Source organism: Nitrospirae bacterium YQR-1, assembly GCA_039908095.1.
GTDB lineage: Bacteria > Nitrospirota > Thermodesulfovibrionia > Thermodesulfovibrionales > Magnetobacteriaceae > Magnetomonas.
This window is the reverse complement of the sequence record JAMOBJ010000019.1, coordinates 38,450-57,326: the sequence shown is the minus strand read 5'-3', so window position 1 is coordinate 57,326 and position 18,877 is coordinate 38,450. Positions and strand designations below refer to the sequence as shown.

Here is an 18,877-nt window from a genome sequence, read left to right as displayed (position 1 = left end):
TAAAGTAAACGCAGGTGGCTGGGAGAAAGCGACGCCTCCCCTTACAGGGGATTCCCCTTTAGAGGAGACGCCCCGGAGCTTGTGACAAAGCCAACAAAGTTAGACAAATGAATTAGAATTGGAATAACCTGTACAGCAAATATACACTTGAGTTATAATGTGATTTATATTACGCTTAAATAGCGTGTTTAATCGCTTTTTTGTTTATCCTTATGTCGAGAGATGTCTTTGGCAGGGTTGAAAAACAACTATGTGAGGGGTTTACATTTGGTGTTACCCTTAAAAGATTCAGAAAAATCCAGTTTAACGTAAACAGAAAATACTATTAGGAAATAATAGAAGGTTGAGATTAAGCAAGCGGAGGTTTTATGGGAGAACAAGATGCAAAAATACTCACAGAGGAGTTGAAGCTTCAAAGTGAAATGATAACCAATATGTCCGAGGGCGTCAACCTTATCAAAGCTACAGACAGAAGCATAGTGTATTGCAATCCAAAATTTGAACAAATGTTCGGTTACAACACAGGCGAGCTAATTGGTAAGCACTTCTCCGTAGTTAATGCACCTTCTGACCTCCTCACTGAAGAAACAGAAAAGAAAATTATAGAATCATTAGATAAATACAATTTCTGGCAGGGTGAAGTGAAAAACATAACAAAAACAGGCAAACATTTTTGGTGTTTTGCAACAGTTTTCACATTTAACCACCAAACTTACGGCAAAGTGTGGGTATCAGTTCACACCGACATAACACAACGTAAAAAAGCTCAGGAAGACCTGAGCAGATTTTTTAATCTTTCAGTATGCATGTTATGTATCGCTGATATCAACGGTTATTTTAAAGCGCTTAGTTCGTCATGGGAGAAAACGCTTGGTTATACCGAAGAGGAGCTTAAGTCAAAACCGTTTATCGAATTTGTACATCCTGATGACGTTGAAAAAACACTGAAAGAGGTCGCTAAACTCTCCCAGGGAGTGCCAACTATATATTTCGAAAACAGGTATTTATGTAAAGACGGCACATATAAGCTCCTGGCATGGACATCCGCGCCTGTACCGGAGGAACACTTAACATATGCCACTGCATACGATATAACTCGTATAGAAGAGACAATCAAGTCGGAGAGGGACAAGCTTAAGGGTATATTGGATATAATGGAAGATGGTATATACATAGTAACCAAGGATTACGATATAGATTTCATAAATAAAGCCTTAATAAAAGGCTTTGGTGAGGTGCATGGGCGTAAGTGCTACGAGTATTTTCATGACAGAACCGAATCATGCCCATGGTGTAAAAATGAAGAGGTATTTTCAGGCAAAAGTGTTACGTGGCAATGGTATTCGCCAAAAAACAACAAAACTTATTCGCTCTTTGATGCTCCAATGCGAAATGTAGATGGTTCAATTTATAAGTTTGAAATATTTCATGATATTTCTGAAATTAAGCAAGCTAAGATGATACTGCAAAGAGAACTTGATTTCCAGACAGCAGTTGCTGAAGTGTCTGAAGCTTTGCTTTCACCTGAGAGAGATATAGTTGATATTTCCGTCATTATAAACAAACAGGCAAGGTCGTTGACAAAAAGCCTGCATGGACACGTTTCAGAGATAGACAAAAACACGCAGGAGCAAGTAGGGCATACTCATACAGAGATGATGGATAAAGGACTTTGCAATGTGGATACAAGATACCGAAGACTGGCTTTTCCAAAGGGCAAGGACGGCTATAATGCTTTATGGGGACATTCTTTAAATACAAAACAAGGGTTTTATACAAATACTCCGGAAAAACATCCTGCATACAAAGGCTGTATTCCAGAGGGACATATTCCAATAGTAAGATATATGTCAGTACCGGCATTACTTGGGAATAAGCTGATTGGCAACATAGCATTAGCCAACTCAGAAAGAGATTATACAGATGAGGATTTGAATATTATAAAGCGTCTTGCTTCAATTTATGCCTTAGCCGTTGAACGTAAAAGAATAGAGGAGGAACTGAGAAATATAAATACACATCTTGAAGCAATGGTAAAAATAGAAACTGAAAAAAGAAGAGCCCATGAACAAATGTTAATCCAACAATCCAAAATGGCATCTATGGGAGAGATGATTGGGTTAATAGCCCATCAATGGAAGCAGCCGCTAAATTCCGTGGGATTATCTATCCAGGACCTAAAAGATGCTTATGCCTATGGTGAAGTTGATGACGAATTCATTGATAATTTGGTGGGTTCCACAAAACAGCAAATTGACTTCATGGCAAAAACTATAGATGATTTCAGAAATTTCTTTATTCCCTCCAAGAAAAAAGTCTTTTTTGATGTAAAAACCGCCATAGAAGAACTGCTGTCAATGTTTATACATATTTTTAGCAAAAGTGATATAGATATTTCTGTTAAAGCTGTTCAAAACACAGCACTGCTTACCTGGGGTTACCCTAACGAGTTTAAACAGGTGGTGCTTAACATTTTAAATAACTCAAGGGATGCAATCATCTCAAAAAAGAAGATTAATTCAGAAATGCAGGGAAGCATATTAATAAATATAAGCAACAGTGAAGACAACTCTAAGATTGTAATTTCAATGAAGGACAATGGCGGAGGAGTTCCTGAAGATGTGATAACAAAAATCTTTGAACCCTATTTCACAACCAAAGAAAAGGAAGGAACCGGCATTGGGCTTTACATGTCAAAAACAATAATAGAAACAAATATGGGCGGCGGTTTGACAGTTGGAAATGTTAATGGCGGGGCGGAGTTTTTGATAAATTTGGATGTTTACAAAACGGAGACTATTTAATTGGTGGTAATTTACCGATAAATCAAACAGAAAGATGATGGCATATAAACTGTCAGACGTTTTTATAAAGATATAAAAAGTTGCACTACTGGAGATTAATAAAATATAGTAAATACGGAGCATACTTTAATATGGCGCTTGATGAAGTGTTAGCGGAAAATGTTGTTTCAGGAAAATCTCCCCCCACGCTTAGATTTTACGGCTGGCTCGTACCCTCGATAACCATTGGGGCGTTTCAAAAAATCAGTGATATTAACTTACCCAGGTGTCATGAGCTAAACATACCCGTTGTGAGAAGACCCACCGGAGGCCGTGCAATACTGCACGGAAAAGAACTGACCTATAGTTTTGCATCACCCTCAAAAAGTGCCGGAGGTTGTGCCGGGTTGCCGGCAAATATTCCCTTTACCGATAATCTCCTTGATAACTATAAACTTATCAGCACTACCTTTCATCGGGCTGTTCAAGACCTTGGAATAGACGTTAACATCAGCCACAGAAGATTACACAGGAAATCTCCGTCTTATGGTAAACCCTTGTGTTTTACATCAACCTCCTTTAGTGAACTTACCGTATTATCCGGCGGGGCTTATTATAAGGTGATGGGGGCGGCCCAAAAGCGTTTTGACGGCGGGTTCCTTGAACAGGGTTCAGTTCCTCTTTTAACGGATATGGCACTGCTTCAGGAGCTGTTTACCGAGACAGACGGACTGTTACCGGGCCTTAACACCTTCAAAGACGATATCACTATTGATTCACTCACCACAGGTGTTATAAGAGCATTTGAGGAGACCTTCAACATTGTCCTTAAAGAGGAGCCGCTTAGCAGCGAGGAAAAAAAATACGCTGAATTGCTGGAAAAAGAGAAATACGCCTCAAGTGATTGGACTTTAAGAAAATAGCCTTCTCCGTCTGCTAAGTAACTCTCTCCACTTTTAGCGGGCTACCGGTTTTTCTATATCGGATTTCGGGTGAAACACCCTGCTTTTTAGTTTTATGGTAATTATGTTAAGCTATGATATGTGTGTAAATGAACACCGGAGAAATCTTATGACAGCGGTATCGGCCTCTGTTTAATTGCGGTATCCGCCCGGCAACCCACCAACATAGCCTGATGATAAACTATTTTGTAACAGAGCCGGAAGTGACCATATGAGAGTAGATATAATAATACCGGTTAAACGAATAGGCAGTTATATCTATGAATCTGTTGCCGAGATATTAAAGCTTGATTACAACGACTACGGAATAATAATTTTCCCTGACAGTTTTGACGGGGAGTCTTTTCCAAAAACCACGATTATCCCAACAGGCGGCGTGGGACCGGCAATTAAAAGAGATATGGCGTTACAACACTCATCCGCCGATGTGCTTGCATTTCTCGATGACGATGCCTACCCCAAAGCCGACTGGCTAAAAAATGCGATACGGCATTTTAACTCCCCCGATGTTGCAGCCGTTGGAGGCCCTGCCGTCACTCCCCCTCATGATACATTTTGGCAAAAGGTCTCAGGCGCAGTGTTTCTGACTCCCTTTGGCGGTGGTGTTCCGGAGAGATACCAGCCTGTTGGAAATGTGCGGATGGTGGATGACTGGCCATCTGTCAATCTTTTAGTGCGTAGGGATGTGTTTGCTCAGGTTGGCGGCTTTAACTCCGATTACTGGCCCGGTGAGGATACAAAACTATGTCTGGATATTATAAAACTTGGTAAAAAAATTATATATGCCCCTGATGCAATCGTTTGGCATCACAGACGCGAGGGCTTAGTGCGACACCTGAAACAAATCGGAAGATACGGCCTGCACAGAGGTTTTTTTGCAAAAAAATTTCCCGAAACATCCAGACGACTCAAATACTTCATACCCTCGGTGTTTGTTATCTTTTTACTTGTCTGTGTTTTATTGCCCTTTACAACCAATAAAACAATTCTTACCGTTTATTTGGCAGGACTTGCTGCGTACATTGCCGCCCTCATGGTTGCAACCTTTCAGATATGGAACAAGGGAGAAGACCTTCTGGTTTCCTTTGCCTGCCTGCCCTATATAGCTTTGACTCATATGTGGTATGGCATTCGTTTCTTGCAGGGATTTCTATTTACTAAAGAGCTGAACAGCCGGTTGAGGAAATTATGAAAATTGCCATTTCTTATCCTCCGCTTGAGTCCCCCAAAGGTATCCCGTTGCTTAGCCAAAACAGGCAATTCCAGTGGTTTAATAAACCTACCTTTATTTATCCGGTTATTCCTGCCCTTGCGGCGACACTTTTAAAGCAAGAGGGCTATGATGTGTTTTGGGATGACGCAATAGCATCCCGCATGGCTTATGAAAACTGGAAAATACGCCTTATAGAACAAAAACCGGACATTGTAGCAATTGAAACAAAAACCCCTGTGGTGAAACGCCACTGGAGTATCATCAATGAACTAAAGGAGTTTCTCCCTCGTACAATCTTTGCTCTTATGGGGGACCACATAACGGCCCTTCCCGATGAATCACTCCAACACAGCAGAGCCGACTATTGTCTTAAGTCCGGGGATTATGATTTCTCACTGCTCTCACTGGCAAACCATTTATCTAAAGGCACGGCATTATGCGGCGGGTGGCACTTCAGAGCCCCGGGTAGCCTTATAGCCTCATCAGGCCCCCAAAATCTTCAGGAAAATGATTTAAACTCCCTGCCGCATATAGACAGAGAGCTTACCGGCTGGAGACTGTACGCCTTTGAAAACGGCAATTTTAAATATACCCCCGGCACTTACACAATGGCCGGACGGGATTGCTGGTGGGGAAAGTGTACCTTTTGCTCATGGACTACGTTGTTCCCGGGCGGAAAATTCAGAGTCATAAAGCCTGAGAGGCTTCTTGATGATATCGAATTAAATCTCATAACCCTTGGCATAAAAGAGGTCTTTGACGATACAGGGTGTTTTCCTGCCGGCAAGTGGTTGTTAAAGTTCTGTGACGGATTAGTTGAAAGAGGACTTAATAAAAAAATTGCGTTTTCCTGCAATATGAGATTCGGCGTTTTAAAGCAGGAGCATTACGATGCAATGGCAAAGGCAAATTTCAGATTTGTACTATATGGGATAGAATCCGCCAATCAGGAAACTATCGAAAGGCTTAATAAGAAAATTGATATAGCAGCCGTCAGGGAAGAACTTGAAATGGCTAAAAAAGCAAACAGAAAGTATAAAGGCATGATATCACCGCACATTACCACTATGATCGGTTATCCGTGGGAATCATACAAAGAGGCTAAAAGCACTATTGATTTCACACGTGAACTTTTCGACTGCGGCCTGATTGACTCACTTCAGGCAACTGTTGTAACACCGTATCCTGGAACTTCTTTTTTTAACGAGGTTAAGAAAAACGGCTGGCTTCTTACAGAGGACTGGGACCGTTACGACATGCGGGAGTTGGTCATAAAGTCAGACATCACCTCAGAGCAATCTTCAGAGCTTACCCGTGCAATTTATAAGAGTTTCATGACTCCCGGATTTATACTTAGAAAGCTATTCTCCATTCGTTCAATAAATGATTTGCGTTATATGTGGATGGCGGCAGTCAGAGTAATCGGCCATTTAGCTGACTTTAAAACTACCGTAAACACTGACCGGTAATGCTGGTATCAGTTATCATAACAACCAAAAACGAGGAGCGCAATATAGAGCGGTGTTTACAATCCGTTTTGAACCAACAGTATTTAAAGGAAAACATTGAAATAATAGTGGTTGACAACAACTCCACAGACAAGACGCAGGAGATAGCCGGAAAATACACCGCTTATGTCTTTAACAAGGGGCCGGAACGTTGTGCTCAAAGAAATTTTGGAATTAACATGTCACGGGGGGACTATTTTCTCTATCTTGACGCCGATATGATACTCTCTGAGAATGTACTTGCTGAGTGTGCTCAGAAAGTGGTGGAACACCCTGAAACGGCGGGACTCTACATACCGGAAATTATAATGGGAGATTCGCTTTTTTGCAAAATCAGGCGCTTTGAAAGGAGTTTTTATAATGCCACAGTGATAGATGCCGTGCGATTCATAAAAAAAGAAGCTTTTCGTTGTGTAGGCGGTTTTGATGAGACTCTAATCAGCGGTGAGGACTGGGATTTTGACAAAAGAATAAGGCATTTTGGAAAAACCGCCATTATAAATTCCCCGCTTTATCATAATGAATCTGAAATACACTTAAAGCAGTATATTAATAAAAAAAGCTATTATGCGGATAAAATCAACGCATATACGAAAAAATGGGGCGCCGCTGACCCAGACTTAAAAAAACAATTCGGCATGTATTACAGATTTTTAGGCGTTTTTATAGAAAATCAAAAGTGGAAAAAACTGATTGCCAACCCTTTTATCACAATTGGCATGTATGCTCTGAGAGCACTGGTGGGAGTTAAGTTTTTACTGAGGTAATTTTAAATAAAAACAATTCCACCGGAGAGCTTAGAGTAACTGTTTGGTTTGATGGTTTTCAAACACTGCTTCCCCTACCCTCTGTGCTCCCTTGCCGTCAATAAATCCCTGAGCTTTTGCACTCATCTCTTTACGTAATTCTTTATCATCTGTTAACTTCAGGAAAATGCCGGCAAAATCTTCTTTTTTTAAAGTTTCGTACCACCCGGCATCTGCAAAAAGACCACACTTGCGTAGTCCGTTTACAAGATAGTCCTCAATTTGAGCAGTACGCCCGACAATAGAGGGTACACCCATAAAGGCTAATTCCCATACCGTAGTACCTCCACTTGTTATCGCTATGTCATGGTTTAACATCAACTCAGGCATGTTGCCTGCATTATGCAAAAAAACACTCCGCACCGGCAACTCAATTGCTCTTATCCGTTCTGCGTTTTTATTGGCAGCACCTGTTATTACTGTCAACTCAAGGGGTTCTTTTAATGCGCCTGAGTCCACCATGTCCTTTATCATTAACAATATCTTTTCTGTGTAGTTATTGGTATCCATGCCGCCAAAGGTTATTAACACACGTGTGAAGCCTTCATTAAATTGCTTTTTAACTCCAATATACTTCAAAAACTCCCGTCTTAATATTACATATTTATTTCCCAGCAAAAGCCTTGTATTTGGCCCAAAATTGTATTTTAAATCCAAACCGTGAAGATTTTGGTTTATCACTACATCGGCATTATAAAAAGGCTGAGCCGCCATATCATCTATTACTATAAGTTTATAGCCATAACTCTTTATTCTTTCATAATATTTTAAATCAAACAATACTCCATCACACACAATAGCACAGTCTTTATAATGCTCTAAATACTCCACAGACTCAACAATACCGTCTGCATACGGATAGTAGTTTTTAAGACGGTAAACTTTAAATCCCTCACCTTCCAGCCTCTCTGTCAAATCATCTGATTGACAATACGTTATGAAAACCACCTCAGCACCTCTGTCCTTAAACGCCTGAGCAAGCGCAAAACACCTCATCACATGGCCGGTACCGGACTCATCGGATGAATCAGCACGAAACACTATAGTATTTGGTTTTGTAGGTTCATTCATGCCGGTAGTTTCATGTTAATAAAATATATACCACTAATACCAAGCTGCATTCAATCATCTACAATAATGTTCAAAAGTATGTTCATTTGGTATTACTAACATTTCTTCTCTTATCTTTCTTACTTTCCCTTATATTACTTCATACTTGCCGCAGATGCCGGATGTTTCAGACAGAGCTGCATGAATTGTTTCTTTAAAATCAGAAATCCCTGAAAATCCAGGCACTGATACTATTCCCTGCAGTGTTGCCCTGTCTTCTTTAAGTGTTTTTTCGCCGCGTAAGCGTAATGCAGTTTCAAGGTTTCGGAATAAGAGATAATTTCTAATCAGTGTTGTTTTTTCCTTATCAGGTAAAAAACCGTAGCGGGCTAATCTGGTCAGGGCGGTAACCGTCCCCGGAACTATAATTGACGGCCTTTCACCAGAGTGCTTAAGCACTAAGTACTGGCTTAGAAACTCTATGTCCTCAATGCCGCCGCTTTGAAGTTTTACGTTTAGCCCTTCCCCGGGTTTTAGAAGTTCACGTTTGATTTTACCCCGCATCGCTTTTATCTCAAGGGCTGTAACATCAGCTCCCCGAACCGGTATGACCGCTTGTTTAAGACTTATAAACTCCTTTTTAAACCACCGGCTGCCGGTTATCGGGCGTGCCTTGATAAGAGCCTGAATCTCCCAAACCCTTGCTTTGTTCATGTAATAGTCATACAGGCCGTTTAGAGTATTTACAAGCTGTCCCTTTGAACCCTCAGCACGCAGTCTTGTATCAACCTTATATGTATAACCTTCCCGTGTATAGGCTGTCAACGTTCTCAATATTCTCTCAGATGCTGCATTTATGCTCTCATCCTGGGCATTATCAGCTATAAACACCACGTCTAAGTCTGAGCCGAAAGTCAGCTCCCTGCCGCCAAACTTGCCAAAACCAGCCACATTTAAATTCAGCTCTGAGGATATGGAATGTACAATGCACCTTATTATTGCATCCGCTATACGGCTAAGCCCCTTAAGCGTATCTCTAAGTGATTTTGTTCCCCTCATATAGGCAATTCCTATTCTGAGCTCCTCCATTTTCTTAAATGCCGACACCGCCTCTGACAGAGAACCAGTGGACTTAAGCATATCCTGAAGCTCGAGAACCATAACGGACAGGGGTTTTGTAACCTGAGTGCCGCCGGAGAGCATATCCAGATACTTTTTGTCTCCGGTTACAACAGAGGTCAGATACGGGCTCACTGCAAAAATCTCAACCAACGTATGAATAAGCCACCGGTTTGAGTTAAAAAGCTCCAGGTACGGCGGTGTTGTTACAAGGATTTCAGAAAATCTCTGCAAATTACTAAAAGCCATTTCAGGGTTAACTGAGTCCAGTGATGCAGCGGCAAATATAGGCATTATCGCATCCTGAAGTTTTCTGCTTTGCAGCGTTTGAAAGATACTCATCGTATCGGCTATCTTACCGGCACTGTAGTTTACCCTCTCAGGGTTTCGGATTTGCCTTTCCGTGAGAAGCTCCATGAGTTTGCCGGACTTGTGTTTATCAAATACGGTTTCTACGCTTTGTTGCTCATCCGGTGTGCTTGAGGCGCTTGCTCCAAAGAGGGAATCATAAATTTGCCTCACCTGCCGTCTCTTATTTTGCAGCAACGACATGAACTCTTCTGTGGTATTATTCCCCATCTTTCTTGCCAGTGCCTCCAGTTGTTGTACATCGGTTGGCAGTGAGTGGGTTTGAATGTCATTTAGCATCTGAATACAGTGCTCAAGTTTTCTTAAATACAGGTAGTGGTTGCATAGAATTGAATAATCGTCATATCCAATCAGCTTTTTCTGGGTTAACTTATGCAGGGCGATAAGCAGTCCTCTTTCTCTTAAAATTGGAGATTGTCCACCATAGACCAGCTGCAGAGCCTGAGTAAAAAACTCTATCTCGCGGATACCTCCGTAACCTTTCTTTATGTCTTTTTCATCAAATGTGGAATCTATCTTTTTTTTGAGCTTTTTAATCTCATCAATAGAGCGCATATCAATGTATTTTCTATAGACAAAAGGTAGTGTCATTTTAAAAAATTCTGCACTCAGGGCGGCATCCCCTGCTATATGTCGTGCTCTGATGAGTGCAAGCCGCTCCCACTCCCTGCCCCATGATTCGTAGTACTGCTCATAGGCATTCAAAGACATTGCAAGCGGCCCTCTGCTGCCCTGCGGGCGCAACCTTAAGTCCACCCGATAGACAAACCCATCCGCCGTGTTCTGATTGAGTACCTTGCTGAGTCCCTCGGTAACTTTACAGTAAAACTCATGATTGCTAATCCGGTTTGTCCTGACACCGCTTAGGTTTAAAATTCCACCGGTTTGCCCTGAAGCCGTACCGTAGAGGCATATAAAATCCACATCGGAGCTGTAGTTTAGCTCGTTTGCCCCAAGCTTACCAAGTGCCAGCACAGAAAATGCGTCATCCTGCGGCTCTCCGTGCTGCTCAGCCAGTGTTTTTCTTACAACCGCCAGGGCAGTCTCCGTAAGCACATCGGCAAGAGCGCTTAGCTCTTTCATGGAAGCTATTGTGTCGGTTCTGTTAGTAACGTTCCGGAGGGTTATTAAAAGGAGATACTTCTTTTTGAATTTTCTGAGTCTTGAGTTTATCTCCGTCTCAGGAGAAAAAGAAATCATCTCTGAACGCAGATACTCCGCAGTTACATCCACTGCCATACTCCTTAGAGCAAAGACAAGCGGCTCCGGTTCATTTAACACATAAGCAGCAAGAAACTGGCTGTAACCAAAAAGCACTGCTATAGAGTGTAACTCGCCATCGGAAAGTGACTCTACAACGCTGGGATGCTCCTTAAAAAAAGCCCTTAAATTACCAAGCGCCCGCCCCGCATCCGGCGTATTTGATGATAATTCGTCAACAGATAACATATAAAAAATAGAAAGAATTAGGGAAGGCGCCGCCTTCCTCAAAACCCATCCGCAAGGGACTAAGCCCCCTTGAGCCCTTTCTCCTCACAATGTATAGATGTTTTTGTACAATGTTTTGTCATAGTTAGCACTGCTTAAGATCATCTTTGCCCATCCCATAGTCTTGGGTCCAGAATATCACGCAGTCCCTCACCAAGCAAGTTGTACCCAAGGACGGTAATCAGAATAGCCATACCGGGAAACACCGAGAGCCACCACGCTATTTCAAGGTTATCCTTACCGGCGGATAGAATGTTACCCCAACTTGGCGTTGGCGGCTGCACGCCGATACCCAAAAAACTCAGGGCTGATTCAACAAGAACAGCTCCGGCTATGCCCAGCACAGCTGAGACTATCACAGGGGCAAGCGCATTGGGCAGCATGTGCCGGACTATTAACCTGATATCCGACGCCCCTAAGCTCTTTGCCGAAAGAACGAACTCACGGGTTTTAAGCGACAGAAACTCCGCCCTCACCAGTCGTGCCACACCCATCCATGATGTTACCCCAATTACGGCCATTATATTCCATATGCTTGAATCAAGAAAGGCTATCACGGCAAGGATAAGAAAAAAAGTTGGAATAGCAAGCATAATATCAACAAAGCGCATTATTATCCTGTCAATAAAAGCGCCGTAAAACCCTGCCGCCGCTCCTACCGCTATGCCTATAAGTGTGGCAAGACCAACAGAGACAAACCCTACTGAGAGGGAAATCCTTGCCCCGTAGAGCATTCTGCTTAGCACATCGCGTCCAAGGTCGTCTGTGCCCAGGAGGTGAGACATATCCGGGGCTGACAGTATCCGATGTCTGTCAATAGCATCGGGGTCATATGGAGATATAAGGGGGGCAAATGCGGCTGCCAGAATCAGAAAAAGAACCACTACTCCCCCGGATATAGCCAGCACATTGTACCCCATGCGTCCTATTGCTGTATCTTTTAAAATTTTCGGGTACTCCCGTTTAACGATTATTGAGATAGTTTCTAACAAAGGACAACCCTTTTGATGCGGCAGCCCTCACTCCCATATCTTTCACAAGACGTAGCGTGCCCAAAGACAGCACTCTCTTAAGCATTTTTACATTATTCCTTTTATCTACCAGTTTTTCGGCCACAAGGGCAAGCTCACGAAACCTCTCATGTGAGATGTGTGAGCAGAAGTGATTGGCCGGGCTCTGATGGTTATACAGAGAAACGTCAAAATTATCGTCAACCAGCCCGCGTTCTTTACATGTTGTAAACAACTCCGTGCCGGGATATGGTGTAAAAATACTGTATGATACAGCGTCACTGTCTATTTTCTCTATTGCCGATATGGTGTCTTTGAGGGTATCCTCGGTTTCATCAGGGAAGCCTATCATAAAAAACGTTTGAACCTCAATGCCATGTGACCTTATTAACTTTGAGGCGGCAAAGGCGTCCTCTATGGTTATGTTTTTTCTGATTTTCTTCAACATTTCGTTATTGCCTGACTCTATGCCGATTTGGATACTGTAGCAGCCGGCATTTTTCATCCTGGAGACAATTTCCTCATCAATGAGTTTAACGTGAATTTCGCAACTCCACTTAATGTCCGGGCAACAGGAGGATATGGCGCCGGAAAGTTCGTATATGTACTTGCGGTTGACTCCGAAGGTGTCGTCGTCAAAACGGATGACGTTAAGGCCGAGATTTCTGAGTTCAGAGATTTCCGCAGCAATGCTCCCCGGGCTTCTAAATCTCACCTTTGTGCTCCAGAGGTAGCGTGAGCCGCAAAACAGGCAGTTATAGGGGCAACCCCGTGCTGCAAATATGGATTTAAACGCTGACAGAGGATACTTATCGTAGTCCTTTAGCACATCTTTAGCGCTTTGATGTGGAAACGGCAAAGTGTCGAGGTCTTGAATATAGGCCCTTGGTGGAGTCACCGATATAATCCCGTTTTTCCTGTACATCAGGCCGTTTACAGTATCGAGGCTTTCTCTGGATTGTATTTTCCTTAGAAAATCAACCAGCGTCTCCTCTCCCTCCCCTACAGCAAGAGCGTCTATATCGGGGCACTTGAAAACATCCTTTCCCACCATAGTGGGATGCGGCCCTCCGGCTATGATTATTATTTTGGGATTAATCTCTTTAGCTATTTTAGCTATTGTGCGTGCTGAGGCAAAGTTCTGGCTCTTGGTGGTTATTCCTATCACATCGGGGCGATATGAGGAGATGGTTTTTTTGACCTCCTGCCAAACTTTATAGCCTGGGTCTTTGAGGTTATTGAGATAGTTTCTGTAACCGGCGCCGGCAAGATAGCTAACCTGCATGATTTCGGCATTAGGGGTGAAATCGGCATTATATGCCATAACATCCCAGTTGGTATCACATTTGACAACAGAGGAGAGATAACCTATTGAAAGCGGGAATATCTCAAGCGCATAGGTATCTTTGTATAACCTGTAAAAAGGCGGTTCAATTAATAAGAGTTTTTTTCTCATCTGAAAAGACTAACTTATTTTGCGTTTTTGTGTCAATTTCTGTTGGTTTTGCATTTCTTGATTTCAGCAACTTGCAGAAAAATACTTATTGATTTAAAGAGCAATAATTTTATATGATAATGCCAATGCGCTTGTAGCTCAGTGGATAGAGCGGAGGTCTCCGGAACCTCAGGCCGGAGGTTCGAATCCTCTCAGGCGCACTTTTTTATAAGGGGGGAATTATCAATGGAAGGACAGCAGGCTCCGCATTTCGAGTTAGACGGAATTGATGAAAACGGAATTGAGAAGAAGTTTACTCTGTCGGATTTTTTAAGTACAGGCAAACCTCTTGTATTATACTTTTACCCAAAAGACAACACCCCGGGGTGCACAACAGAGGCCTGTGATTTCAGAGACAACATGGCAGCCGTTAAACCTAAGGCCACAGTGTGCGCTATAAGTCCGGACAATGCAGCCAGCCACCGAAAATTTATGAACAATCACACCCTTAATTTCCCGATTCTCAGTGATACCGATAAAAAAACACTTGAGGCATATGGCGCATGGGGTGAAAAGAAAATGTACGGCAAAACGGCTAAAGGTGTAATTCGCTCTACTTTTATAATTTCCCCTGACGGGAAAATCCTCAAACACTGGAGAGCCGTTAAGGTAAAGGGCCATGTGGCGGCAGTGCTGCAGGCACTGAATTCTTAAATCACACATTTTTGAAACTTGACAATTGGTTAACGTTTGAGATAATATTGTAAAATTGATGAAGATTATTGATAAAAAAACACAGTCCTTTGTACCGGCACTTATGGCAGTACTGTTTTTGTTTACAATGACGTGTTGTGGTATGAGTTTAGGCGGCTCTGACAGTAGCTCATCATCGTCCTCCTCATCTGATTCATCTGATAATTCAACAAGCGGAGGCAGTATAACCTCGGTAAAACTTAACTCGATTACATACGGTAACAGCACCTATGTAACTGTAGGAGCCTCCGGTAAGATATACTCCTCAACAGACGGCTCTACATGGTACACCCGCACTTCAGGTACAACCAGCACCCTTAAGGCAGTTATATATGGAAGTAGTCTATATGTAGCGGTAGGCGCCTCCGGTGTTATAAAAAGTTCAACAGACGCTAAAACATGGACCACCCGTTCAACCGGTATTACTAAGGACCTTAATGATGTTATTTATGATAATTCCACATACGTGGCTGTTGGAGAAAGCGGGTCTATTTTAACATCAACAGACGGTAAAGCATGGACGTCACGCACAGCGGCATCGTCAAGTACTCTCTATGGAGTAACTTATAACAGCAGCAGTGGTGAGTTTGTTGCTGTGGGGCAGAGCGGCGCCATCGTTACCTCCACAAATACTAAAAACTGGAGTTCGGGGACATCATTTACGTCAAACACTCTCTATAGCATAATTTACGAAAACAGCACCTATATGGCTGTCGGAGCCTCAGGAACTATTTATACCTCAACCGACGCCTCAAGTTGGACCTCCAGAACAAGTGGAGTTACAGCCACTTTGTACAGCGCCGCTTACGGAAACAGCCTCTACATTGCCGTGGGAAGCTCCGGCACGTTGTTGACATCATCGGATGGTTCAACATGGACGTCACGCTCAAGCGGGGTTTCAAACGATTTAACAGAGGTTATTTATGACGGCAGTAAGTTTTATGTTGTTGGGGATCAGGGTACAGTGCTAAGCTCCTCAAGCGGGACCTCATGGACCACAGAGGTTTCATCAACTTCTTACAAGGGGATAGTTTATGGTGGCGGTACATTCGTTGCCGTTGGCTCATCCGGTGCTATAATCACCTCAACTGACGGCACATCCTGGACAACAGCCTCATCCGGCATCAGCAGTGACATTAACGCAATAGCTTACGACAACAGTACATTCGTTGCTGTAGGAGCAAGCGGCAATATTTTGACCTCATCGGATGCCTCCACATGGACCTCTCAAAGCTCCGGCACGTCCTCCGACCTCAACGGTGTAACCTACGGTAACGGTTACTTTTTGGCTGTCGGAGATTCAGGCACAATATTAACCTCATCCGACGGTTCATCATGGAGCACTTCCACTTACGCATTTTCAAGTAAATTTAAAACTGTTGCCTACAATGGCGGCAAATACATTGTTGCAGGAGAAAACGGTCTTGTTTTAACCTCATCCGATGCATACTCGTGGACCACTCCGCCCACACTCTACAGTGTGACATTCTATGGGATAGCCTACTATAACAGCAAACACATAGTAGCCGGCGGCTCCGGCACGGTTATAACCTCATCAGACGGTGGCACAACCTGGGCAACAAGCAATACAGGAGTAAGCAGTGACCTGTACGCTGTTGCCGCATCATCATCTCTGGTGGTTATTATAGGCGCTTCAGGTGAAATTATAACATCAAGTGACGGCTCCTCATGGAGCACTGCAAGCTCAGGTTCTTCCTATAGCCTTAAAGCCATAGCATATGGTGGCGGCAAGTTTGTAGTACCGGTTAACAGCTCAACCACCATTACCTCATCTGACGGCTCAACATGGTCAGTCAACACATCAAGCTGATAAGTCTGCCTGCTTAAGTTCACAGTTATTTCAGAGGGACCTCCTAAGGAACTCTCTCCAAGTGTTTGTTTTTGAAGGTTTTTTTATTTGTCATTCTGGTCCCCAATCTGGAATCCAACTTTTATTCATCACGTTAAACAACACAAATATTCTATTATTTCTATAAACGCAACAAGGTATCAGCTGGAAAAAGAGTGGGGAAAAAGCTCTTTTTTGTTAGATTGATAAAGTTTTAAATGTATAATGCCGAATAATGTGGATGGAGCATGAGTTGAAGTGAAGCAAGAAAAAGATATTGAAAACAGCATATTTGGAGGCCTGCAATCGCTATAACACTATATAGCCGGGAACAGGCGGTTGAGACTGTACTTAAAAACAAGAGATTTCTCATCATTGACGACTACAGAGACTTCAGAGACAGCTTAAGGAGAAACCTCTTATCTCTTGGCGCAAAATCTGTAGAAATGACTGATGACGCAAATGATGCTATAATTAGAATTTCCAACAAGCCATACGATATAATTCTCTGCGACTATAACCTGGGAGAGGACAAAAAGGACGGCCATCAGATATTTGAGGAATTATCATTTAAGAAGAAAATTGGTTACTCAACAATGTTTATGATGATAACGGCTGAAAATACAATAAGTCATGTTATGGGTGTAATGGACTACCAACCGGACGGATACTTAGTAAAACCCTTTACCACTAAAGACCTTGTTGCACGCATTAAAACAGCGGAGCAGAAAAAGCTGTTATTTGCCGGGATAGATGCAGCAATCAGGCGTAGAGATTATCCGGCAGCAACCGCCTTGTGTGATTCCTTAATACAGGAACAACCCAAATACCAATCAGATGTCTTGAAAATAAAAGGTGAAATCTACATGGCAAGCGGTGAATACAAAAACGCTGAGGATGTGTATTCTTTAGTATTAAGTAAACACAAAATGCCATGGGCTGTGTTTAACATGGGGAAAGTGTATTATCATACAAAAAGGTTTCAAAAAGCTGCTGATACGTTCAGATTGCTTATTGATGAGAACCCTAAGTTTATACCTGCTTACGACTGGCTTGCCAGAGCGTTAGATGAGTTGGGAGAGAAAAGCAGCGCTCAGGAGGTTTTGCAAAAGGCTGTTAGCACATCGCCAAAGGCAATATTCAGGCAAAGGGCACTTGGTAATATCGCTTTTGCTAATATGGACTTCAATACGGCTGAGCAATCCTTTAAAAAAGCTATCAAACTGGGAAAAACCTCAATCTTCAAAAACTCCGCAGACTATACACAACTTGCTAAGGTATTTGTTAATAAACATGATACCAATAAAGCCCTTGACATGATAAAGGAAGTAAAGGCGGATTTTGCCGACAGTGACGAGGTTTTGCTTCAGGCAACGCTAACAGAGAGCCATATATACGCAGAGACTCAACAAAGTGAGAAGTCTATGGCATCTTTAAAAGAGGCGGAAGAGCTATACAAAAAACTCGGCGGGAAAGTGGCTCCCGAATTAGCCATTGAGATAGCTCAGTCTTTTATTAAAAATAACAAAAAAGACAAGGGTATGGAATTAATGAAGTATGTCGTAAGAAATAACTTCTCTGAAAATAATATATTAAACAAGGTACAGGAAACGTTTAAGGACTTAGGTATGGCAGATGAGGGAAGTGCTTTCGTTGCAGATACAAAGGCCGAGATTATTGGAATCAACAACAAGGGGGTTGATTTAATTGAAAGTGGTATGCTCATTGAAGCCATAGATTTATTTGAAAAAGCTGCCGATGGTTTGCCCTCAAATTTCACTATAAATTTAAATGCACTGAGGGCGATAACTGGTTACTTACAGAAGCATGGAAGAGATGACCGTTTCTTATATAAATGTGAAAAATACATTAATCGAATAAATGATATAGACCCGGATAACAATAAATTCCAGCAACTTGTTGATAAGTATAAAAAAGTCAAGGCTGACAAAAACCCCAATGTGGAAATGCTCAGGCTTGAAAGCGTTTAGTTGTTTGGTATTATTTGATTGCAGGCCCTATGATGCTCTCAACCCTCTGAATATCCGCCCCGTTGACCGGCTGTCCATTTACGATTAAAAAAGGTGTACTGTTGACACCAAGTTTTTCCGCTACGGACTTGTGAGTCTTTATGGTCTCCTCTACATTTTCGCTTTTACAGGTGGCTGGTCTGTCTTTGTCATATTTCCCTGCAAATGTTTCTTCAAAAGTTTTCCATTGATTCTTAGAACATAAAATCAGGCGAATTTTAGCCTCGGCAAATGGGTGCATTTCTTTAAGAGGTAGAAAAAATATGTATCTCGTTATGTCCTTCCTGCTATTTAGATATGAATTCATTTTTCTGCAAAAAGGGCAATCAGGATCATCAAACTCAATAACTACATTTTTCCCCATCCCAAATCTCAGAGCGCTCTCTATTGGAATTTCCTGTTTTTCAGCCGCCCTTACAACTTCGGTATAAACACATACTAAAAATAATAAAAAAATCCCTACAACCCCGGTTATTTTCTTCATAACATAGCCTCCACTGCC

At 42.3% G+C, this 18,877-nt stretch carries 13 protein-coding genes and 1 tRNA gene; 9 read left to right on the top strand and 5 right to left on the bottom strand.

Features of this window, described 5'->3' with window-relative positions; translation table 11 throughout:
* Positions 1-368: 368 nt before the first annotated feature.
* The 5 genes from H7844_10185 (at position 369) to H7844_10165 (ending at position 7,233) form a co-directional block, all read left to right on the top strand.
* The gene (locus H7844_10185) at positions 369-2,804 is read left to right on the top strand and encodes a PAS domain S-box protein (GenBank protein ID MEO5357651.1); all 2,436 of its coding nucleotides are present in this window, start codon (positions 369-371) and stop codon (positions 2,802-2,804) included.
* A gap of 131 nt (positions 2,805-2,935) precedes the next feature.
* Positions 2,936-3,706: a lipoate--protein ligase family protein gene (locus tag H7844_10180; GenBank protein ID MEO5357650.1), complete on the top strand. Its 771-nt coding sequence runs from the start codon at positions 2,936-2,938 to the stop codon at positions 3,704-3,706.
* Between the two features lie 250 nt (positions 3,707-3,956).
* Positions 3,957-4,937: a glycosyltransferase gene (locus tag H7844_10175; protein MEO5357649.1), complete on the top strand. Its 981-nt coding sequence runs from the start codon at positions 3,957-3,959 to the stop codon at positions 4,935-4,937.
* Complete coding sequence (locus tag H7844_10170; GenBank protein MEO5357648.1) at positions 4,934-6,427, top strand: B12-binding domain-containing radical SAM protein; 1,494 nt, start codon at positions 4,934-4,936, stop codon at positions 6,425-6,427. Before H7844_10175 ends, H7844_10170 begins: the two co-directional genes overlap by 4 nt.
* On the top strand, positions 6,427-7,233 hold the full coding sequence (locus H7844_10165; GenBank protein ID MEO5357647.1) for a glycosyltransferase: 807 nt from the start codon (positions 6,427-6,429) through the stop codon (positions 7,231-7,233). The genes H7844_10170 and H7844_10165 overlap by 1 nt, the downstream gene beginning before the upstream one ends.
* Before the next feature lie 30 nt (positions 7,234-7,263).
* Here the strand turns inward: H7844_10165 and pseG are convergent, their stop codons facing one another.
* The 4 genes from pseG to H7844_10145 all read right to left on the bottom strand — a co-directional run bounded on the left by pseG (position 7,264) and on the right by H7844_10145 (position 13,764).
* A complete protein-coding gene (pseG, locus tag H7844_10160) occupies positions 7,264-8,343 on the bottom strand; it encodes a UDP-2,4-diacetamido-2,4,6-trideoxy-beta-L-altropyranose hydrolase (GenBank protein MEO5357646.1) in 1,080 nt (359 codons plus the stop codon).
* A gap of 129 nt (positions 8,344-8,472) precedes the next feature.
* Positions 8,473-11,301 (bottom strand): bifunctional [glutamate--ammonia ligase]-adenylyl-L-tyrosine phosphorylase/[glutamate--ammonia-ligase] adenylyltransferase, encoded by a 2,829-nt coding sequence (gene glnE / locus H7844_10155; GenBank protein ID MEO5357645.1) that lies wholly within the window; start codon positions 11,299-11,301, stop codon positions 8,473-8,475.
* Between the two features lie 98 nt (positions 11,302-11,399).
* Positions 11,400-12,218 carry an ABC transporter permease gene (locus H7844_10150; protein ID MEO5357644.1) on the bottom strand — a complete coding sequence of 273 codons (819 nt, stop codon included), beginning with the start codon at positions 12,216-12,218 and terminating at the stop codon, positions 11,400-11,402.
* A gap of 43 nt (positions 12,219-12,261) precedes the next feature.
* Entirely contained in the window at positions 12,262-13,764 is a 1,503-nt protein-coding gene (locus H7844_10145) for a B12-binding domain-containing radical SAM protein (GenBank protein MEO5357643.1), read from the bottom strand.
* 127 nt (positions 13,765-13,891) lie between these two features.
* Between H7844_10145 and H7844_10140 the strand changes: the two genes are divergently transcribed.
* The 4 genes from H7844_10140 (at position 13,892) to H7844_10125 (ending at position 18,336) form a co-directional block, all read left to right on the top strand.
* A tRNA-Arg gene (locus H7844_10140) sits at positions 13,892-13,964 on the top strand.
* Between the two features lie 25 nt (positions 13,965-13,989).
* A complete protein-coding gene (locus H7844_10135; protein MEO5357642.1) occupies positions 13,990-14,457 on the top strand; it encodes a peroxiredoxin in 468 nt (155 codons plus the stop codon).
* A gap of 55 nt (positions 14,458-14,512) precedes the next feature.
* Positions 14,513-16,327, top strand: a complete 1,815-nt coding sequence (locus H7844_10130; protein MEO5357641.1) for a hypothetical protein — start codon at positions 14,513-14,515, stop codon at positions 16,325-16,327.
* 392 nt (positions 16,328-16,719) lie between these two features.
* Positions 16,720-18,336 (top strand): response regulator, encoded by a 1,617-nt coding sequence (locus H7844_10125; protein MEO5357640.1) that lies wholly within the window; start codon positions 16,720-16,722, stop codon positions 18,334-18,336.
* Positions 18,337-18,346: 10 nt separating this feature from the next.
* Here H7844_10125 and H7844_10120 read toward each other — a convergent pair whose 3' ends face one another.
* The gene (locus H7844_10120; protein ID MEO5357639.1) at positions 18,347-18,859 is read right to left on the bottom strand and encodes a thioredoxin fold domain-containing protein; all 513 of its coding nucleotides are present in this window, start codon (positions 18,857-18,859) and stop codon (positions 18,347-18,349) included.
* Positions 18,860-18,877 lie beyond the last annotated feature (18 nt).